General features: G+C 36.5%; 17 protein-coding genes. 12 read left to right on the forward strand and 5 right to left on the reverse strand.

The features are described 5' to 3' along the window. Nucleotides 1-37 precede the first annotated feature (37 nt). Nucleotides 38-685, reverse strand: a complete 648-nt coding sequence (locus tag BCL90_RS24920; protein WP_121288060.1) for a histidine kinase — start codon at nt 683-685, stop codon at nt 38-40. Between the two features lie 297 nt (nt 686-982). Here BCL90_RS24920 and BCL90_RS24925 point away from each other — a divergent pair, with 297 nt between their 5' ends. From BCL90_RS24925 to BCL90_RS24950, 6 genes are all read left to right on the forward strand, one after another. Further along, on the forward strand, nt 983-2,206 hold the full coding sequence (locus BCL90_RS24925) for a serine hydrolase domain-containing protein (RefSeq protein ID WP_121288061.1): 1,224 nt from the start codon (nt 983-985) through the stop codon (nt 2,204-2,206). A 96-nt stretch (nt 2,207-2,302) separates the two neighbouring features. Continuing rightward, nucleotides 2,303-3,730 (forward strand): serine hydrolase domain-containing protein, encoded by a 1,428-nt coding sequence (locus BCL90_RS24930; protein ID WP_166792234.1) that lies wholly within the window; start codon nt 2,303-2,305, stop codon nt 3,728-3,730. A 236-nt stretch (nt 3,731-3,966) separates the two neighbouring features. Further along, entirely contained in the window at nt 3,967-4,506 is a 540-nt protein-coding gene (locus BCL90_RS25865) for a histidine kinase dimerization/phospho-acceptor domain-containing protein (protein WP_262707563.1), read from the forward strand. A 651-nt stretch (nt 4,507-5,157) separates the two neighbouring features. After that, nucleotides 5,158-6,006 (forward strand): SDR family oxidoreductase, encoded by an 849-nt coding sequence (locus BCL90_RS24940; RefSeq protein ID WP_121288025.1) that lies wholly within the window; start codon nt 5,158-5,160, stop codon nt 6,004-6,006. A gap of 27 nt (nt 6,007-6,033) precedes the next feature. Continuing rightward, nucleotides 6,034-6,855, forward strand: coding sequence for a type 1 glutamine amidotransferase domain-containing protein (locus tag BCL90_RS24945; protein ID WP_121288026.1), 822 nt, complete (start codon nt 6,034-6,036; stop codon nt 6,853-6,855). Nucleotides 6,856-6,950: 95 nt separating this feature from the next. Continuing rightward, nucleotides 6,951-7,871, forward strand: coding sequence for a helix-turn-helix domain-containing protein (locus BCL90_RS24950; RefSeq protein ID WP_121288027.1), 921 nt, complete (start codon nt 6,951-6,953; stop codon nt 7,869-7,871). Between the two features lie 1,307 nt (nt 7,872-9,178). Here BCL90_RS24950 and BCL90_RS24955 read toward each other — a convergent pair. Then, nucleotides 9,179-9,628, reverse strand: a complete 450-nt coding sequence (locus BCL90_RS24955) for a hypothetical protein (RefSeq protein WP_147438327.1) — start codon at nt 9,626-9,628, stop codon at nt 9,179-9,181. Nucleotides 9,629-9,960: 332 nt separating this feature from the next. On the opposite strand from BCL90_RS24955, the gene BCL90_RS25870 reads away from it, so the two are divergent. Further along, nucleotides 9,961-10,104 carry a hypothetical protein gene (locus BCL90_RS25870; RefSeq protein ID WP_166792233.1) on the forward strand — a complete coding sequence of 48 codons (144 nt, stop codon included), beginning with the start codon at nt 9,961-9,963 and terminating at the stop codon, nt 10,102-10,104. A 99-nt stretch (nt 10,105-10,203) separates the two neighbouring features. Here the strand turns inward: BCL90_RS25870 and BCL90_RS24960 are convergent, their stop codons facing one another. Continuing rightward, a complete protein-coding gene (locus tag BCL90_RS24960) occupies nt 10,204-12,195 on the reverse strand; it encodes a tetratricopeptide repeat-containing sensor histidine kinase (protein WP_121288029.1) in 1,992 nt (663 codons plus the stop codon). A gap of 303 nt (nt 12,196-12,498) precedes the next feature. On the opposite strand from BCL90_RS24960, the gene BCL90_RS24965 reads away from it, so the two are divergent. The 5 genes from BCL90_RS24965 to BCL90_RS24990 all read left to right on the forward strand — a co-directional run bounded on the left by BCL90_RS24965 (nt 12,499) and on the right by BCL90_RS24990 (nt 16,927). Then, nucleotides 12,499-13,440 carry a hypothetical protein gene (locus tag BCL90_RS24965; RefSeq protein ID WP_121288030.1) on the forward strand — a complete coding sequence of 314 codons (942 nt, stop codon included), beginning with the start codon at nt 12,499-12,501 and terminating at the stop codon, nt 13,438-13,440. A 25-nt stretch (nt 13,441-13,465) separates the two neighbouring features. Then, a complete protein-coding gene (locus BCL90_RS24970) occupies nt 13,466-14,482 on the forward strand; it encodes an OmpA family protein (protein ID WP_121288031.1) in 1,017 nt (338 codons plus the stop codon). A gap of 153 nt (nt 14,483-14,635) precedes the next feature. Beyond that, the gene (locus tag BCL90_RS24975) at nt 14,636-15,127 is read left to right on the forward strand and encodes a hypothetical protein (protein WP_244214202.1); all 492 of its coding nucleotides are present in this window, start codon (nt 14,636-14,638) and stop codon (nt 15,125-15,127) included. 767 nt (nt 15,128-15,894) lie between these two features. Then, nucleotides 15,895-16,365 carry a hypothetical protein gene (locus BCL90_RS24985; RefSeq protein WP_121288034.1) on the forward strand — a complete coding sequence of 157 codons (471 nt, stop codon included), beginning with the start codon at nt 15,895-15,897 and terminating at the stop codon, nt 16,363-16,365. A 4-nt stretch (nt 16,366-16,369) separates the two neighbouring features. Next, nucleotides 16,370-16,927 (forward strand): hypothetical protein, encoded by a 558-nt coding sequence (locus BCL90_RS24990; RefSeq protein ID WP_121288035.1) that lies wholly within the window; start codon nt 16,370-16,372, stop codon nt 16,925-16,927. A gap of 222 nt (nt 16,928-17,149) precedes the next feature. Here BCL90_RS24990 and BCL90_RS25875 read toward each other — a convergent pair whose 3' ends face one another. Continuing rightward, nucleotides 17,150-17,293 carry a hypothetical protein gene (locus BCL90_RS25875; protein ID WP_166792232.1) on the reverse strand — a complete coding sequence of 48 codons (144 nt, stop codon included), beginning with the start codon at nt 17,291-17,293 and terminating at the stop codon, nt 17,150-17,152. Beyond that, nucleotides 17,290-18,258 (reverse strand): IS1595 family transposase, encoded by a 969-nt coding sequence (locus BCL90_RS24995; RefSeq protein ID WP_121288036.1) that lies wholly within the window; start codon nt 18,256-18,258, stop codon nt 17,290-17,292. Before BCL90_RS24995 ends, BCL90_RS25875 begins: the two co-directional genes overlap by 4 nt. Nucleotides 18,259-18,628 lie beyond the last annotated feature (370 nt).

The following is an 18,628-nucleotide window of genomic DNA, read 5'->3' on the forward strand; positions in this document are numbered from 1 at the left end:
GAATCAAGGCAAGGAAAATGAGTATCAAAAAGTACATTTAGAACAACTCAGACTCTTTTAATACCTCGAGGCTTGCCTCGGGGTTATTTATTTCCGATGAAAGAGGAACATAAGCGGTGTTGCACCTATAAAGCACATGATCTAGTATCTCTGACAAACCAGCTATCGACTTTGAGGTAACCGGAGAGTTCATAAGCGACAGCGAATAAATGTTGTTCAATGTATTGAATAAGAAATGCGGGTTGAGCTGGCTTCGCAAAGCTTTGAGTTCCGTTTCTGCCTTTTCTTTCTCCAGCATTAGCGAACGCTGCTGGACCACGTACTGATCACGGATCAGTTTAACAAAAGCGAATACCCAGGCCGCAGAAAATGACAGGGCAAAATAATGTGTAACTAATTTTGGAAGATCAGATAGTATCTCCCATAGCGATTCCTGCGCAAAAGGAGGTGTTCTGATCAGCGGTTCCAAAAGGTATATAACAGCGATACGAGAGCAAGCAGAGATGAGGTAGGAACCTGCAATAAAATAGACAACTACCTCAAAATAGTTCTTCGACCCCATTAACTTAGGAATGATGAGGTAAGCTAGAAAATAGGAGGCCAGCATGGTTATTGAGATATAATAAATTTGGCGGTATATAATACTGTCTAGTTGTCGATATTCTTCAATATCGTACCGGTTCATGAAAAGCAATGCAACTATCAGCCAAAAGATGACGTGTGTTTGAAAACGGTGTGTCAGGCTGAACTTAACGATTCTATCGATTAATGGCATGCGCAAAGATAGCATACAGAGAGATTATCCTCATTAAAGACGACAGAATAGCGGAAAACCCTCCTGAAAAGGGCAGATTTAAAGACGAAATGTGATATGTGGTCGAATAGCAGTTTCTATACATCCTTTTGGCTTTTCTGGCAGAGCTGTGTTGCAGACAAATTATTTTATTCGATTTTCATCGAAGTTTTCAAAGAAATAATCAAGATGAGATCACAAATTAACATCATTACCTTGCTTCTATGCATTACGATAGGTGCAACGGCCTACGGGCAGCAGGTTGGACAATTACCCATAAAATCCACCAATGCAATTGATAGTGTTATCCTAAAAAAAATGAACGATGCCCATCTGGTAGGCCTTGGTGCAGCCATTATCGTCGACAAGAAATTGGTTTGGTCGAAAGGGTATGGTTACGCTGACAGGGAGAACAAAATGCGGTTCACCACATCTACAGTCATGAACATAGCATCTGTTTCCAAAACCATTACCGGGGCCTGCCTAATGAAAGCGGTGGAGCAGGGAAAACTTTCCCTTGATGAAGATATCAATAGCTATCTGCCCTTTAAGATTTATAACCCATTCTTTCCGAAAGAGAAAATCACCTTGCGTAACCTGGCAACACATACCTCCGGCCTGAATGACAGGTTCCCTTTTTACACCTCCGACAGTTTGTATATTAATGGAAAAGATTCACCAGAACCACTGGGCGATTTTTTGCAAAACTATTTTATACCTGGTGGCAAATATTATTCAAAAGAAAATTTTCTCGATCATAAACCGGGTGCGTTTCGTGAGTATTCAAATCTTGGTACCACACTGGCCGGCTACATCGTTGAAGTACGGACAGGTAAAAAGCTGAACGACTACAGCCGGGAATATCTATTCAAGCCATTGAAAATGGATGATACAGGCTGGTTCCTGTCTGAGATCAATCTGAAAAAGCACGCCGGGCTTTACCAGAAACAGGCGGATAGCAGTATTAAACGGATACCGCTTTACGGACTGACCACTTATCCCGCTGGTGGCGTACGTACGTCGGTCAATGACCTGTCCCACTTCTTTATATGTTTGTTAAATGATGGTAAATTTCAAAACAGAACGGTTCTCAGGGAGAAAACGGTGCAGGAGATGCTCCGGTTTCAGTTCGATAGTTTGCACAAGCCTGAAAATATAGAACCAGCCAAACTAAATTCAGGTATTTTCTGGTCTACCAAGATGGGTGGAAAAAGGATCGGGCACAACGGCTCCGACTTTGGTGTAAGGACGTTCATGCTTTCTGATCTTAAAAAGGAAGTAGCGGTGATCATGTTCATCAATACCTCACTGCTGGAAACTGAGGAGGCCAAATTCTTTGGTATTTATAATGAGCTTTATCAATATGGTGTCCAGATGAGGAATAGTGGCCATATAAGAAGCAATAGAAATTAGGTTCATTTCCAAAAAGTAGAACTTAGATAATTAACAGCAATCTAATATAAGATGAACCTTAAACTTAGTAAAGCATTCTTTTTACTGACTCTCTTTATGTTTTCATGTGTTGTGCTTAAATCGCAGACAAAGAAAAAGTATTCAAAAGAAGTTGAGAATAAAATAACTCAGGTTGAAAATCATTTGGCCAGTTGGGTAGAAATAGAAAATACGCCTAAATGGAATTTGAATGAGCGAATGATTTTTTACAAAATAGAGGGTTTGAGTATTGCTGTTATAAAAGATTATAAACTTGAATGGGCAAAAGGGTATGGCTGGGCTGATTCAGCAGAAAGCAGGCATGTTACACCTGCAACTCTTTTTCAAGCGGCTTCAATAAGTAAATCTCTGAATGGAATAGGTATGTTAAAGTTAGCACAAGACAAGAACATCGATGTAAATAGAGATATAAATTCCTATTTACATTCATGGAAATTCCCTTATGATTCCATATCGAAAGGCAAGAAGATTACCACTTTGAACTTATTAAGCCATACGGGGGGCATAAATGTTAGTGGGTTTGATGGTTATCAGAAAATTGATTCCATACCCAATATTATCCAGATTTTGAACGGAATTAAACCAGCAAACAGCGATGCTGTAAAGTCTGTTTTTGAACCTGATTTAAAATACAAGTACTCGGGAGGAGGAACAGTGATCTCACAATTAATTATTGAGGATGTATTGGGCAAAAAATATGCTGATTACATGGAAAGTAACATTTTAAGACCTATTGGAATGCAAAATAGCTTTTACACGAATACAACATTAAAAAGCAAGTTTAAACTGTTAGCCACAGGTTACAATGGAAACAAGGAAGTGATGATGAAATATCATATTTATCCGGAACAGGCAGCTGCAGGATTATGGACAAGTCCAACAGAATTATCAAAATATGTGATTGAAATTCAAAAATCCTTGTTGGGCAAATCAAACAAATTACTTAGCCCGGAAATGACAAAACTCATGCTTACGCCTTATCTTGATAATTCTGCTGCCTTGGGTGTTTTTATTGAAGATAAAGAAGGAACAAAATATTTCAGACATGGTGGCGTAAATGAAGGCTTTACCAGTTTGTATTATGGTAGCTTAGAAGATGGAAATGGTGCAGTGGCAATGTGCAATTCTACCGATAAAACCATACTCTATGAAATCATCAACAGTATAGCAACTGTTTATAAATGGAAAAACTTCTACAAGCCAGAATTGAAAAAAGTTGTAAAAATTAACAGCAGTGAATTAAAGAAATATACTGGCAAATATACCTCCAATGATCGGGAGTACATCATTTCACAAGTAAATGGGGATCTATTTCTAGAGCTATCGGGGCAAAGGTGGCAGCTTTATTTCACTTCTAAAACTGACTTTTTTGTGTACCAGGCTCCGGAAATCATCAATCAATTTGTTTTTAGCAATGATAAAATCCAGGGATTTCGAATTAAACTCAACGGAGACAAAAATATAGTTTTAAAAAAAACAGAATAAAACTTTCGGGATGGTATTTCCAGTATACTGACTGGGGCGTGAGAGGAAGCTTAAAGATTGTTGTTAAACATATTTGGCCTTAAAGTGTTATCACTTTATCAGCTGAAAATTGTTATGCAGGAAAATAAAGATCGAAATAATTTTGAGAAGAGGTTCAAAGAATGTGATGAAAAGTTCAACACTATATACTCTATAACGACCAGGGAGAAACTTTCGGCTTTACGGTTCTGGACGATATTTCCAGTTTCAAACGACTTGAAGAGAGCCAGAAACGTTTAAACCTCGCCCTCAAGTATACCAGCACAGCTATCTGGGAACTTGATCTGGACACACACGAAGTTTTCCGTTCCCGCGACCATGATGAGATTTTTGGATATCCGCAGAGGCAGGAGCACTGGAGTCTGGAAAGCTACTACGAGCATATATCAGCAAGTGATCTTCCGGCTTTCAAGGAGGCACTATCGAATATTGAAGCAGAAGGCGGCCTGGACGTGCAGGTTAGGTTGAACAGGTCAGATGGCATCCTTCAATGGCTGAATATAAAAGGTAAAACTGAGACTGGCAAAGATGGGAAGGCTGTGAAACTGATCGGTGTCATTAACGACATTACCAACGACAAAATCATTGAAAGGCACAAAGATGATTTCATCAGTATTGCCAGCCATGAGCTGAAGACCCCGGTGACCAGCTTAAAAGGATCAGTGCAAATGTTGCAGCGGGATGCGAATAGGCAATCTGAGCGTACTAGAAGGATATTGATAGGATTTACAGGTTAATCAGTAAGCTGTTAAGTTTATGGGCGTATATTTTTTCAGGGAAGCTGGCGTTCAATAATTCTTGTAATCGTAATTCTTAAATCTGATAGGGCTTTTTGTCGTGCATTCATAACATATTTTTTTTTAGAATTTTCTTAAACTGTAAAATTATAGTAGTAGATGAGCGTATTTGAAAATGTGGCTAGGTTATGCTTTTATAGGTGGGAGTTCCCGTAATAAGTGATGAAAACCCTCTGAATTATCAATAGGATTTGTTTGTTGGTTGTTTAAGATATGGAACATTCTGCCCAATTCAATATTGATTCGTGAAAGGCTAACCAATTTTTGCCCAGATCCTTTATGGATTCTCCAATATGGTAAAGTTTCGTACCGTCAATAATCAAAAAGTGGTCAAGAGCATCAGCAAAACTCACAATCTCAATGGGACTATATTACGTTTGTGGCGACTTTACCCATGAAAGTGTGCAGGCATCCACAGACAGACAATAACCAACTGACCAAAGCCTACCTCCATCCAAATTTTCCAAAAAGCAAATTAAAATCCCCCTGCAGTTGATTTCGGCACAACGATCATTAATACGGCTACATCCATCTTTTTTTATCACCGCATCTTTGCAGTGTAATTATTCAATAACAATAAAAGATAAAAAAATGGACAATTTAAAACAAGTATGGTTTGTAACTGGAGCCTCAAAGGGTTTAGGATTAACTCTTGTAAAAAAGTTACTTTCTGAAGGCTACAGCGTAGCAGCTACATCAAGAAGTGTTGAATCCTTAACCAAAGCCGTTGGTATTGATTCTTCAAATTTCTTACCCCTACAAGTAGAGTTATTAAATGAAGGCAGCGTATCACATGCCATCGAAACTACAATCAAAACCTTTGGTGGTATTGATGTACTGGTAAACAATGCTGGTTATGGTCAATTAGGGACATTGGAAGAAATGACCGATGCCGAAGCCAGAGAAAATTTCGACATCAATGTATTTGGCGTATTAAATGTAACCAGAAACATTATGCCACACTTCAGGGCTAAAAAGGCAGGACATGTCATCAACATTTCTTCAATTGCTGGTTTTTTGGGTGCATTCCCAGGCTGGGGTGTTTACTCTGCCACCAAATTTGCAGTGGTTGGTTTAACCGAAGCACTTTCCGTAGAAGCTAAAGAATTTAATGTAAAAGCCACGATTGTTTATCCTGGCTATTTTAACACCAATTTCCTTAAAGAAGGCTCCATGAAATTAGCTGCCAATCCTATTGCAGATTACACAGCAGCCCGTAACACTGAAGTATGGCATGAAACCCAAATGGTAGGCAATCAGCCTGGCGACCCAAACAAAGCAGCCGAAGTGTTTATAGAATTGGCAGAAATGGAAAATGCACCACTGCACTTCTTTATGGGGTCAGACTCATTCGGTATTGCAAATAGCAAAATTGAAATCTTACAAAATGCACTTGTTTCCAATGAAACTTTGAGCAAATCAACAGATTACGCAAAATAATTTTATAACAATTTAAATATTGAAAAAATGACAACAAAAATTTTAAAATCACTTTCAGCACTTTTAGTACTATTGTTTGCCTTCACTGCAAACACCTATTCTCAGTCATTAAATACAAAAATAAACAGGGCTAAGCTCACAAAGAAAGTATTAATTGTTCTTTCAGCTGCCGACACATGGACACGGGAAAATGGAGAAAAATATCCGACAGGCTACTGGGCAGAAGAATTTGTAGATGTGCATAAAGAATTTGTAGATGCTGGCTACACAGTCGATATTGCCTCACCAAGAGCGGTAAAGCCTACAGCCGACCCTAAAAGTCTCGAAGTAGATGTAGTTGGTGCAGAAAAAGCACATGCATTCTCTTACTATATAACTGCACTTTCTAAAGAACTTAACCATCCATTGGAGTTATCAAAAATAAACATGGCGGATTATGATGCAGTGGTAATTCCTGGTGGTCATGGCCCTGTTGAAGATTTGTATAAAGATAAAGACATGGGCAAGGTGCTTTTTGCAGCAGATAAATCCAAAAAAATTATCGGAGCCGTTTGTCATGGTCAGGGTGCTTTTTTAAGTGCTGTTGATAGCAAAGGCAACTGGTTGTTCAAAAGTAGAAATATGACATCTTTCAGCGATGCCGAAGAAATTGAATTTGGTACTGCCGATAATGCTCCTTGGCTATTGGCTTCCACATTGAGAAAATATGGTGCAAACTACACTTGTGGTAAAAACTGGGCTAATTACATCATAGTAGATGATAACTTGGTAACTGGCCAAAACCCAGCTTCAAGTATTCCAATGGCAAAAGCCATCATTGAATTATTAAGTAAAAAGCAATCGCTATAATTTTTTCAGGCCAATTCATTAAGTATAAAATCAAATAAATTTTAATTTTGATAGGGCTTTTGGTAAACATTGGCCCTGTCATTAATTTTGAAAGTATGAGCAACAAACACATTTATCGTTTCAATTCTATAGCCGAATTTCATAAAATGAGTGGTTTGCCAAAGCCTGAGCATCCCTTAGTTAGTTTGGTAGATTACGGCATGGTAGCTTATCAAACCAATGAAACAGAAATAAGTTGGATGCAAAATTTCTATTCCATAGGTTTAAAAAGAAATATAGAGGGCAAGTTTAAATATGGTCAGCAGCAATACGACTTTGATGAAGGTCTTATGACATTTGTAGCCCCCAAACAAGTTGTTAGCATTACGCTTGACAAAACCAAAACTACAAAACCTTCAGGTTTTTTATTGTTTATCCATCCCGATTTTCTCTGGAATACTAATTTGGTAAAGACAATAAGCAAATATGAGTTTTTTGGTTACAAGGTAAACGAAGCTTTGTTTATGTCTGAAAAAGAAGAAGCAGTAATTATCGATATTTTAAAAAACATACAACGAGAGTACCACTCTGCCATTGATAAGTTTACACAAAATATCATCATTGCCCAAGTAGAACAATTGTTGGGTTACTGCGAAAGATTTTATCAAAGGCAGTTCATCACCAGAGCCAAAACCAATCACCAGATACTTGCCAAGGTAGAATCCATTTTAGAAAATTATTTCAACGATGACAATCTAATTAATAAAGGCACGCCTACAGCCCAATATTTAGCTGAGCAATTGCATCTTTCACCCAATTATTTAGGCAGTCTTTTAAAAGCACTTACAGGCAATTCAACCCAAACCCATATTCATGAAAAACTGATAGAAAAAGCCAAAGAAAAACTTTCTACCACCAATCTTTCTGTAAGTGAAATAGCTTACGAATTAGGCTTTGAGCACAGCCAAAGTTTTAGTAAGTTGTTTAAAAGTAAGACCAAAATATCACCTTTGGAGTTTAGGGCAAGTTTCAACTAATCCGCATTTCTCAACCAACATTCTGCCTTTTGGCTATAAGTAGCTCATTTTTCATTATAACCTTTGCATCACAATTATAAAAAGGATACACATTAATAACAGGGGCAAGTGGCGGTATAGGCGAAGCAACAGCCAGAGAATTTGCTAATCGTAATAGCAAATTTTCTTTCAGGTGTGATATTTTTATTATATCAGCAACGTTTCGGGGCTTTGCATTTGGTCGGAAAATTATGGTGCGAAATTTAAAAATACTGTGGAATTTAGCACTCTAGCCCACAATACCAAATTCCGTTTTTGCAGCCTTCTTTGTTATCTATTTAGTTTATCAGTTGGATTGGCAAAAAACGTTGCCCTTTGTTGGATAACCTCAATTGCTAAAATATAGTTTATTATTTCTGCTTATTCTTTAGATAGGCTTCGAGAACCTTGCGGTCATTGAATCTTGTAGCTCTTATTGCTCCGGTAACAGCTTGTGAGCTTACCCCGGGCTTGTTTTTAAAAATATATTTCATAATTTTCAGAACCGCTTACCTAGTCGCGGTCCTGTTTTCCTTTTTTTCTTATCATCAGCCATAACTAGATCTTCTATTTCTCTACAAAATAAATGCCACCTAAGTACGACGTATTATCCAGGTTTTTAGGTTCTAACAAAAGGCTTAGATAAACGATATCGATCTATTAGGTCAGCCAAAAGAGATCTTTGGCAGGTCGACCGTTTAATTTTAGATCACGTAAGACTTTTTGCCTGATTTTTTTACAGAATAAACTGCGGCCGACGATCCGTTAGTTGAGATTAAAATATAAATTCAAGGATTTCTTACAACAGGTTTGCTTATTACGGGCATCCCATAACGGTCGGGCTTTCCGCTATATCTCCTTCAAGGAGGATGCCGCTGCAATCCCTGATGCATATAGCGCACTGTACAAAGTATATTTAATCTATTAAAAGTCTTTCGGTCATCCAGATAGTAAATATGAGTCCCTTCTGGTCCCGCAACTACATTTGGTTTCCCCGTTGAAATAGCCTGTTTTGAGCCAAACTCTTGGCAATCAGAACAAACTTCTCTTGAAGATCCAATATTTTGACATTGATCCTTATTTTTCTAAAAAAGCGTTATAGCGTATATTTTAAAACAGAAAAGGCGCAATTTCTTGCGCCTTTCGTGATCCCTCTGCGATTGCACTTAGTGTGAAAACCAGCGTTTAGCAATATTTTAGAGCGGTTTTGAAATTCGATTCCCCGAATAAAGGTAATGAAACTAACCAGTTAAATGATTAAAATTGATTTTAGAAAGGGGTAAAAATCACTATTTAAGCTTTACAGAGATCTCACCGTCATCCATGCCATCAATATTCTTTTCTGCAAATATTACAGGTGAAGCTTTTTGCAAGGCCTTCAGGATATCCGAGGTTGTGCCTGCATGCTGAAGTGTAATCGAAGATCCTGAAGTACTGTATTTCATTTTCGTACTTTCAATACCTTTTACCCCCTGGAGTTTATCATTGAGATTTTTCAGTGCTGCAAAATCAACCCCACTGAGTTTTACAGTAGTCCTCGTTCCGGAAGATGTACCATCTTTCTTTTTTCCAAACAAACCCATTATTTTGTCACCAGTAGTTTTTGTCCGGTCGGCAGTACGGCCGGCACGGTCTGCTCTGTCAGACGCTCTGTCAATTTTGTCAAGAATGGCCTGAGCTTTTGTTAATGTTGAACTGAATAACATTAGGACAGTGCAAATGATCATGATTTTTTTCATAGTATATTTAATTAATAAGGTACATAGCAAAACTACAGCATACATTAGGCAAATGAAATACGCTAATTCGGGTATTTTTTTCTACTGATTTTTGGGGATTTTATTCCTTAAAGAACATAGTGCGCTTTTGCGCAGGTACAAATCAAGGTATAAATCGGTAAGCTTTTTCGTTGAAATTTGTGACTGGTATTTAGTGATAGATAAAGTTCATGCTTGCCGTTAGTAGGTGCTTTTAAACAAGTATATATTGTTTAAATTATTTTCCTATATCTTGATCGAAGTCAAGACTTTTTTAGAAGTGAAAATGTTTCGGCACTCATCCTTAAATAATTATGAGAATCCATCCTCCTTTATCACCAACATTAGTGGGGGTAAAGGCAATCAATAATTATGAAACCTTACTTTCCAGATTTACCATTCCAATTGACGGAAGCTATAAAAAGGAATTTGATGAATTCCTGAAGATATTCTATTGAAAACGATTTTTTTAACACTGCTTTTTTTTAAGAAGTACTGAATAGATTTGAAATTGATCAGAAGATAATTACGTTTTTTCTTACTGCTCTGACAAACAATTAAATGGAAACTTTTAATTCTATGTTAACATTGGTTCCCTGTCCATTATTACCTGAAACGATATCAAATTTTCCATCCAAATAGGCTACCCGTGTCTTGATATTACTGATCCCCATTCCTTTCTTTTCTTTCAAGCTTTCCATATCAAAGCCTACACCATCATCCTCAATAGTAATCATAAAATTATTCAGGGACAGGCTACATTGCAACAACACATTTTTTGCTTTTGAATGCTTTGCAACATTATTTAATAGCTCCTGTACGATACGATAGATGGTCATCTGCTGATCAACAGGCAAACCATCAATTACGTCAAGGCATTGAAAATCAATAACTAAGCTATCTGACATAAATGACTCAGATAAATCTCTTAAAGAAACTTCAAGGCCAAATTTGAGTAAGGAAACTGGCATCAGATTACCTGCAATTGATCTCAATTCAGTGATTGAATTATCCAGGCGATTCACAATTGATCCCAATTCCTGATCATCGGTCATACTTGACTTCGCAGACCATCCCGAGAGGTTTATTTTAACAGCCGCAAGCATCCCGCCAAGTCCGTCGTGCAAATCGCGGCCTAACCTGTTCCGCTCTTCATCCTGCCCATTAATCATCGCACGCGTTAGTTTAACCTGATATTGCTGATCAAGGTATTTTAGTTCCTGCTGATAATTCAACTCTTTTAATTTTTTTCTATCCTGAAAAAACAAAAAAACACCAACTAACATCAATGCAAGAAACAAACTTACAGACCCTAATAACCAATTCATTAAAAGATTGGTATTTGCTTTATATTTAGCCTTCTCATTGGCAGCAGTTAGCTCGGATATTCGTTTTTTGTTCTCTACACTTCTAAACTTGGCCTCAAGTGTATTGATGTCTGTATTGATCTTACTGTTATAGATGCTATCACTTAATTGTCCATGTCGTTCTAACCACCAATAAGCAGTTTTAATATTCCCCAGGCGGAAATTGTTTTTTGCTTGATATTTAAAAATTGACTTTCGGTTATTGGCTGCAGTCATGAAATCATTGTCTTTAGCCACACTATCAAGTATAGGTTGAGCCGCTTTATAATCTTTAAGATTAGCTAACGCACTAAATTTTTGAATCCGGAGACCCTGAAGCAAATAGCCTAGTTTTAGTTCTTTTGCAACTGCAATGCCTTTGTCATAACTTTTCAATGCTGATTTGTATTGCTTCACGCCTTCAAAGTAATTTCCTTCCGAGAAATAGTAATTGGGCTGTATTTCAGATTTTGGATGGTTAGCCAGAATAGCCTTTGCCTTATCCAGCATGGATTTCGATTGGGGAAACTTAAACGAATAATTATAATTGATAGAAGCAAGAATATAGGCTTTTGCTAATACGGGTGAATTATGAGAAAGATTTTTTGACATCTCAATCGCCAGATTGTAATAGGTTTCGGCTTTAGAACGTTCACTGCTATTCGTAAAAATCATGGCCACATTGGTATAGTAAGCTGCAAGTTTTAAGGAATCACCACTTTTCTTTGCCAACGGGATGATCTGGTTGAGCAACATATCCAAAGCTATTTTAACATGATCATGGTTCTGCTGGATTGCAGCAATATTATTTAATGCCTGCGCCCTGAAAAGGTAAGCTTCCTTATTGGAATATCGCAAGAGTAGTTGGTTGCCTTTAAGTGCTGCTTTTTTGCTTTTTAAAGTATCATTTTGTAAAAATACTACAGATTCGTAAAAATAGGAGATGGCCTGCAAATAGGGATATTTTTTAACCAATTCCTTACCTTTTTCTAAATACGATTTTGATTTCTGATCCTCATGTTTATTGTGGTAATAATAGGATAAGAGAAAAAATGTTCTGGCCTTTGTGCTGTCAGATACATTCAGCTTTAAGCTCTTATTCAGGCTGTCCGCATATGATTCCTGATTTAACGGTAATTGTGCTTTACCCCATGATATGCTCAACTGTAATATTAAAAGAAGAAGTATATATTTTTTTACCATTTATGTCAGGTTATGTAAATAGATCTGCTGAAAATGTTGCTGCGATTATAAATCTCAAATAAAGAAAAGACTACACCGCAATTATAGCGATTAGTGTGGCTTAAAAACGTTCAACAAGAATAAATACCTAAAAACCAGTAGAAAAAAATTCCATGTAAACAGGTATTGTATGAACCGTGCTACCGAAATAATTTTGTGCACATACTACTGAAAGTGACAGTCAGGATCAGAATACAATTTAAATTTATATAGAATATCTTTTAAATAGAGCGCTATCTCACTATTAGTCATGAACCAAACGTTATGAAAAAACTATTTGTGTTGATATTTTATTTGTTGGTCATAAGTTCCTGCACAGCTCCTGGTGCTGATAAAAAAACAGTATTAGAGAAAAATGAAGATCAGGATACTGTAAAGGATATTCGGCAAAAGTTTACAGAAGGTAAAATCGAAATTGAAATTACTACCCCTGGAACATCACTGGGGAAAATTTTCCGAAGTGTATATCCTAAAAAAGGAAATGTCCGTAAACAGCTCGAAAACGCTATCAAATTATCCAGCCCTAAAACAAAGCTGGAATTTGAGGCCATCAGTAATAAAAATCCTATGATATTACTCAACTTTATGCTGTTACCCTGGAAATCTTCCATTTTACTAAAGCCAGATAAAGCAACAGTGAAATTTGATGCCTTAACCTATCATGGCGAAAATACGGTGGACTATAAGTCTGCTCACGGCATCTTTTTTATCAGATCGCAGGATAAGAAGAACCAGAAAATCACCTTCACTTATCATAAAAATGAACTCGGTAAAGCGGGTATTCAATCTACGATACACAGTGAAGACTATACAATACAAAAAACACCTATTATTGAGAACATCGCAGGTTTCAACTGCAAAAAAAGCATTTATACCTTGAAGAATCCAGGTAATGCAATCAACCATCGATTGGTATCCAATTCCCTTACAGTAGCTAAGATAGAGGTTTGGTCTTCAGATCAAATGCCATCAACAGTTAACTTCTTAAACCCCTTATATATCAACGAAAAAAACGGGATATTAAAACTGAAAGTTTTTTATAATACAGACGAGCATATGGCTATCTTATACAGCTTTAAAAAGGTTGTAGCCACAAAAATAAGTCCTGAAGAAATGAAAATTCAGCAATCCTCGCCTGTATATAGTTATTCGAAAGACGCAGTACATATTGCCAGTCAAGTGATGGGTATCCTGTTTAAAATCTAATACGTTGAATTTACAATACATCCTTATGAAAAAATTAATTTATTTCCTTTCATTTGCATTACTGGTGGTTTCCTGTTCAAATCCAGGCAGCAAACAAAATAAAGTAGCTGATACAGTTCAAAACACAGCTGCAGATTCAAGCAAAGCACAACCTGTCGAAAAGCGAGGGTTTGATATTCGCAACATTCCTATCTCTAAAAAAGACCTTGGGGTATTCCCTTATTTTTCAGCACCTAAAAAAACTGTTTACATTAATGGCGGAGGAAAGAAAAAAGACTTTGATCAAACGTATGTCCCAATCAATGGCATATTAACTCCTGTAGAGGGGCCTTCTTTCAGCGCATATATACAAGCTGCCGATGGCGAAGAGTGGCAACAATTCTATGTCGATAAAAGCTATGAAGATATGATCGTAAATTTAGGAGGGGTAAAAATTGCTGAGGAAGTAGTAGCTAAAAAGGAAGTTGACCGTGTAGGAGATGATAAACTGAAAAGCGGTGATGAAGGCTCTTTTGACTATTGGAGTAATATCCCTATTAAAACTTATTTAATCAAACGTTCAGATAGTGATATAGTTTATATACAGCTGCAAACCACCAGCACGAGTGGCGCAATACAAATTGCGGAGAAAGGAAGTTTTCATCAGACGATCTCGCTAATCAAAGCTGATGAAATTAAACAACAATTAGATCTTCAGGGGAAAGCCGTTCTATATATCAACTTTGACACCGACAAATCGTCTATAAAGCCCGAAGGAGAAGCCGCAGTGGAAGAAATCAATAAAGTGCTCAGTGCCGATATGAGCTTGAAAATTGCTATCAATGGGCATACTGACAATACGGGGAATGAAGAAAGAAATCTAATCCTTTCAAAAGAAAGAGCTGCTGCAGTTCGTTCTGCATTAATTAAAAAAGGAATTGCTGCTGAACGGCTCATATCAAATGGCTATGGCTCCAAAAAACCATTGGTCGCCAACACAACAGAAGAAAATAAAGCTAAAAACCGGAGAGTGGAATTAATAAAAATAAAAGATATGGCTTAATTTCAGTCTCCTGTTAAAACACAATAAATTTTATAAGGTAATTAACTTGTTTTGCCAAGGCAATCAAATTTAAGTGAACATTTAAACATTAAAATACATCCTATGAGAAAGCTAACATCACGAGCACGTTTTTTTTGCCATACAATATTTGTCTTGGCAATAACCGTATTATCTGCCTGCAGTAAAAATGGAGGAGAGGACAGCATTGATAGCGAGAAATTTCTGACATGCAAGATCAATGGGCAGTATTATGAATTCAATTACATGGTGAATGCCAATGATAAGCCCTCTTCCGATGTCGTACATTTTGTAGTGATCGGCGGATATGAAAAGCAGGATATGATTAAAGGTTTTGGCATCGATCTTCAACTAGCTGATGGAGCAAAAGAAACCACCTATACTGCTACCGGAAATACGGCCCTAGCGCTTCATGGAAAATACTATATTCAGAATATGAAAGACGGAAAAATTGTAGGTACTACCGGCTATAACGGAGGAACAAGTGAAGGCACATTTTTTACATTAACTATTACCAGTTTAACTAAATGGGGTGTAAAGGGGACTTTTTCTGGTAAGCTTAAACTGGTTGGTGGTGACGGTTATGCGGATGTTACTGAAGGAAAGTTTTCTGCACCATATAATTAAAGCTAAAACCGATGTAAGAAGTTTAGGCTAGCAATTATTTCTACTGCTTATTAAGCAACTTAAAAATAAATTTGGTATATATAGACAAACGTAACCCAGCGAGTCAGACCACAATTCAGCCTTTTGTGATTTTTTCTTATTTTTATGAAAGATAAGTTTTACCAAACCAAAAATCATGAAAAAATTTGTTACCATTCCCATCAAGGGAGAGAAAAGCCCGATAACTATTTTTATTGGAGCTATGGATTATTTAGAAGAAACAGAACATAATACGTGTATAATACACTTAAGCTCTGGTAAGTCTTTTGAATACATAAAGACTATAGATGATCTTCGAAATATAATTTCCAATCTTGGGAAGCATTGATCATGGATTTGTCCGGAATAATGTCTTTACAAGAATTCAAGACTTTAATAGCCGAACATACGGGTAGTCCGTCTAATAGTTCAAGTATCTGCTGTGATAACTTAACCAAGTCATCAGAGCTTTTTAGTTTTCTAATTTCCATATTTATTGATTTTTAGTGTATATCTCGTATATATAATTTACTATATTCGCATTTAAGTTTTACTAAAGGATTACCAGAATAATAATACTGTACTTAAAATTTATTGCTGCTCAAATTACGACAAATGGCACCACGCAATATAAATGATAAAGTACGCTGTAATAGGCGTAGCTATATCTTTATGCGTGGAGGGTGTCGTAACCCAGAGTAGCTAAAGTTTAAGGTTACGCCTTACTTTTTTACTCAAATTACGACAAAATGAGAAAACATCTATTAACTGGATTGATAGCTTTATGCGCTGTCTCCTTAAGCTCCTGCAAGAAAAAAGAAGAGACAAAATCTAATGAATGTCAGCAAAGATCTATGATTATCGGTAAATGGACATTTGTTTCTAAGAAAGTAACTGATTACAAAACAGGCGCACCTTCTACTCCATCTTCAAATAACACAGTAAATTTCGATGCAGCATCATATATAGAATTCAAGTCGGACAATACATACAGATGGTATGAGGTGTATCAAGGTAAAGTATATGAAGACAGGAATAACGTTACAGACTGTTGGTCGGATGGAACTTTTTTAATATACCTTGATAAATCAAAAGGACAAACAATCCCCGAAAGTATAAAAGAGCTGACAAATAACAAACTTGTATTTACATACAACATACTTCGATGCGGTTCATGTGGTGATTATTCTCAAACAGTAGTTATAGAGCTAAAAAAATAACTTTATGAAAAATGCCTCTCAAAATCCACAATTGGATTTACTTGAATTACTTTATGAAAACAATTCTATTGTAAAAGGATATAATATTTCTAGCTTCATGAATGATTTATACCCTAGGCCGGGTCACACTAACAACCAAAGAATGGAAAGAGATCCTGAAAATGTAATGGCTGCCAAAAATTTTCTTATAGAATTGAGAAATGCAAAGTACATAGCTTATGAGGACGATTATTTAAACAATCAATTGGCCGAAACTATTATATCAGATAAAGGGGAAGTGGAAATACTAGACAAATGGTTTGACAACTCAGAAGTGAAAGTTAAATTAACTTTTGAAGGATTTAATTTTTTGACAAAAATAAAGATATCAAAATCTAATTTATCTTATAACGAGGCATCTAGGAACAATTTTACTATTCAAAATATTTTAACATCAGGAACTATAGCAGTAGCTTTATTAAGTTTGTGTTTTTCTATAATATCTTGGCGAATTAATGTTAAAAATGACAGCCGTTTTGATTCAATCCAAAAGGAAATGAGAATATTAGAAATGCGAAAATAATAACCAACAGTATAATTGCTATACAAAAAAAATGCGTTAACATAGCCACAGGATCAGTTCCGTAAACATCGGCCATTTTTTTTAAGTAACGAACAAACCACATAACAATAAATTTTTAAAATTAAAAAGCCGCAATATGCGGCTTAAATTAGTTTAAAGAATAGCAATTACTACCCCTAAGTGATATTTATATCCTCTTAGGGGTTGGTAACTACCGTGACCTTAAATGTCTTTATTCGGTTTAAAAAGCGATTTAATTGCATCATCTAATGCTTTGTTACCGCTGGAAATTTTTTTTGTTTTTTTATTCTTTTTCTTTCTGAGAGTAGCTGTTTTTTTTGAAACAGGTTTCACTAATGTTTTCATGCTACAAGATCTTTATATTTAATTCGGCAGGACATTTGGACAATAACCTGGTTTATTTGTCCCTGTGCCCCTAAATTACGATTGTTGTAGCGAAAAACAAACTCATTGAAGTATTTATTTAGGTGTTTACGTGTCGTTTTATGGTAAATACCAATGATAGATCGCTTTGCCAATCCCCAAAAACCTTCAATAGCATTGCTTGTATGCCCCAATTCGTTTACGTATTGGCCTCTTGAATGATCAACTACCTGATGATTATAAATTGCATTCAGACCAGAATAGGCGTGCCATTCATCCGAGGTAAAATTACTGCCTGGTTTAACGTTCGCTTTAACTAATGGCTGTATGCTTGATGCTTTGGTATCATTTACCACAAAGCACATTACCCTCGAATGCTTAGATATTACGCGTTTATCATCAATCATTTCGTATTCGTTTGTTTGCATTAATCCCAATACCGGTGTTTTATCCTTAAAGCTTCGGCCTTGGCTCTGCTTTACCTTCTTGTCTGCGTGTCGGTTTTTATTCTTACCGCCCACAAAGGTTTCATCTGCGATTACATCCCCTTCCAGTTCTTGCGCGGGAGTATTGCCTAGTCCTAACCGAATACGCTGCAGCATAAACCATGCTGTTTTTTGGCAAACATCAATATCCTTTGATAATTGGATAGAGCTGATACCTTTTTTATGCAGGACCAGATAAATAGCCATGATCCATTTGATAGTTGGTAATTTGCTTGCTTCCATAAATGTACCTGTCTTAGCGGTGTATATTTTCCGGCATTCGGCACACTTGTAACGTATACCATCTTTAAATACGTACGCTTTCTCACTATTACATCCAGTATGCGGACATTTCATCAATCCTTCCCAACGCTGTGATGCTAGATACTGGTGGCAAGCGTGTTCATCTGGAAATACTTTCAATAGGTCTAAAATCGACTTAAATTTTACATCCTGTGGCATCTGTCTTAAATTTTTGGCTATAGCTAAATATACTGATTAATCTTGATTGTCTTCTGCATTTACAAGGGCTTAGAACCTTTCAAATAGAGCTGCATTACAATCTGACTTCGCACCACGTGATAACTCACTAACATGGCTTTCTCGCATTACATGGATGTTGGTTTGTTCATCCGCTGCGGGGTCGGCTAAACCCCTATATGAAATGATCGTTACTCATTTCTACGCCTTTGATTTTGATTCGGGTTGAAGTTGGTCTATTTCCCTATCCGTTTGGTGGCACACCTCATGTTACGTACTACATGAACACGTTTATTTTTTTGTAATTTTATTATGGGTTATGTTTGTCTATAATTACCATAAATTTATTCCT

Source organism: Pedobacter alluvionis (assembly GCF_003664035.1).
GTDB lineage: Bacteria > Bacteroidota > Bacteroidia > Sphingobacteriales > Sphingobacteriaceae > Pedobacter > Pedobacter alluvionis.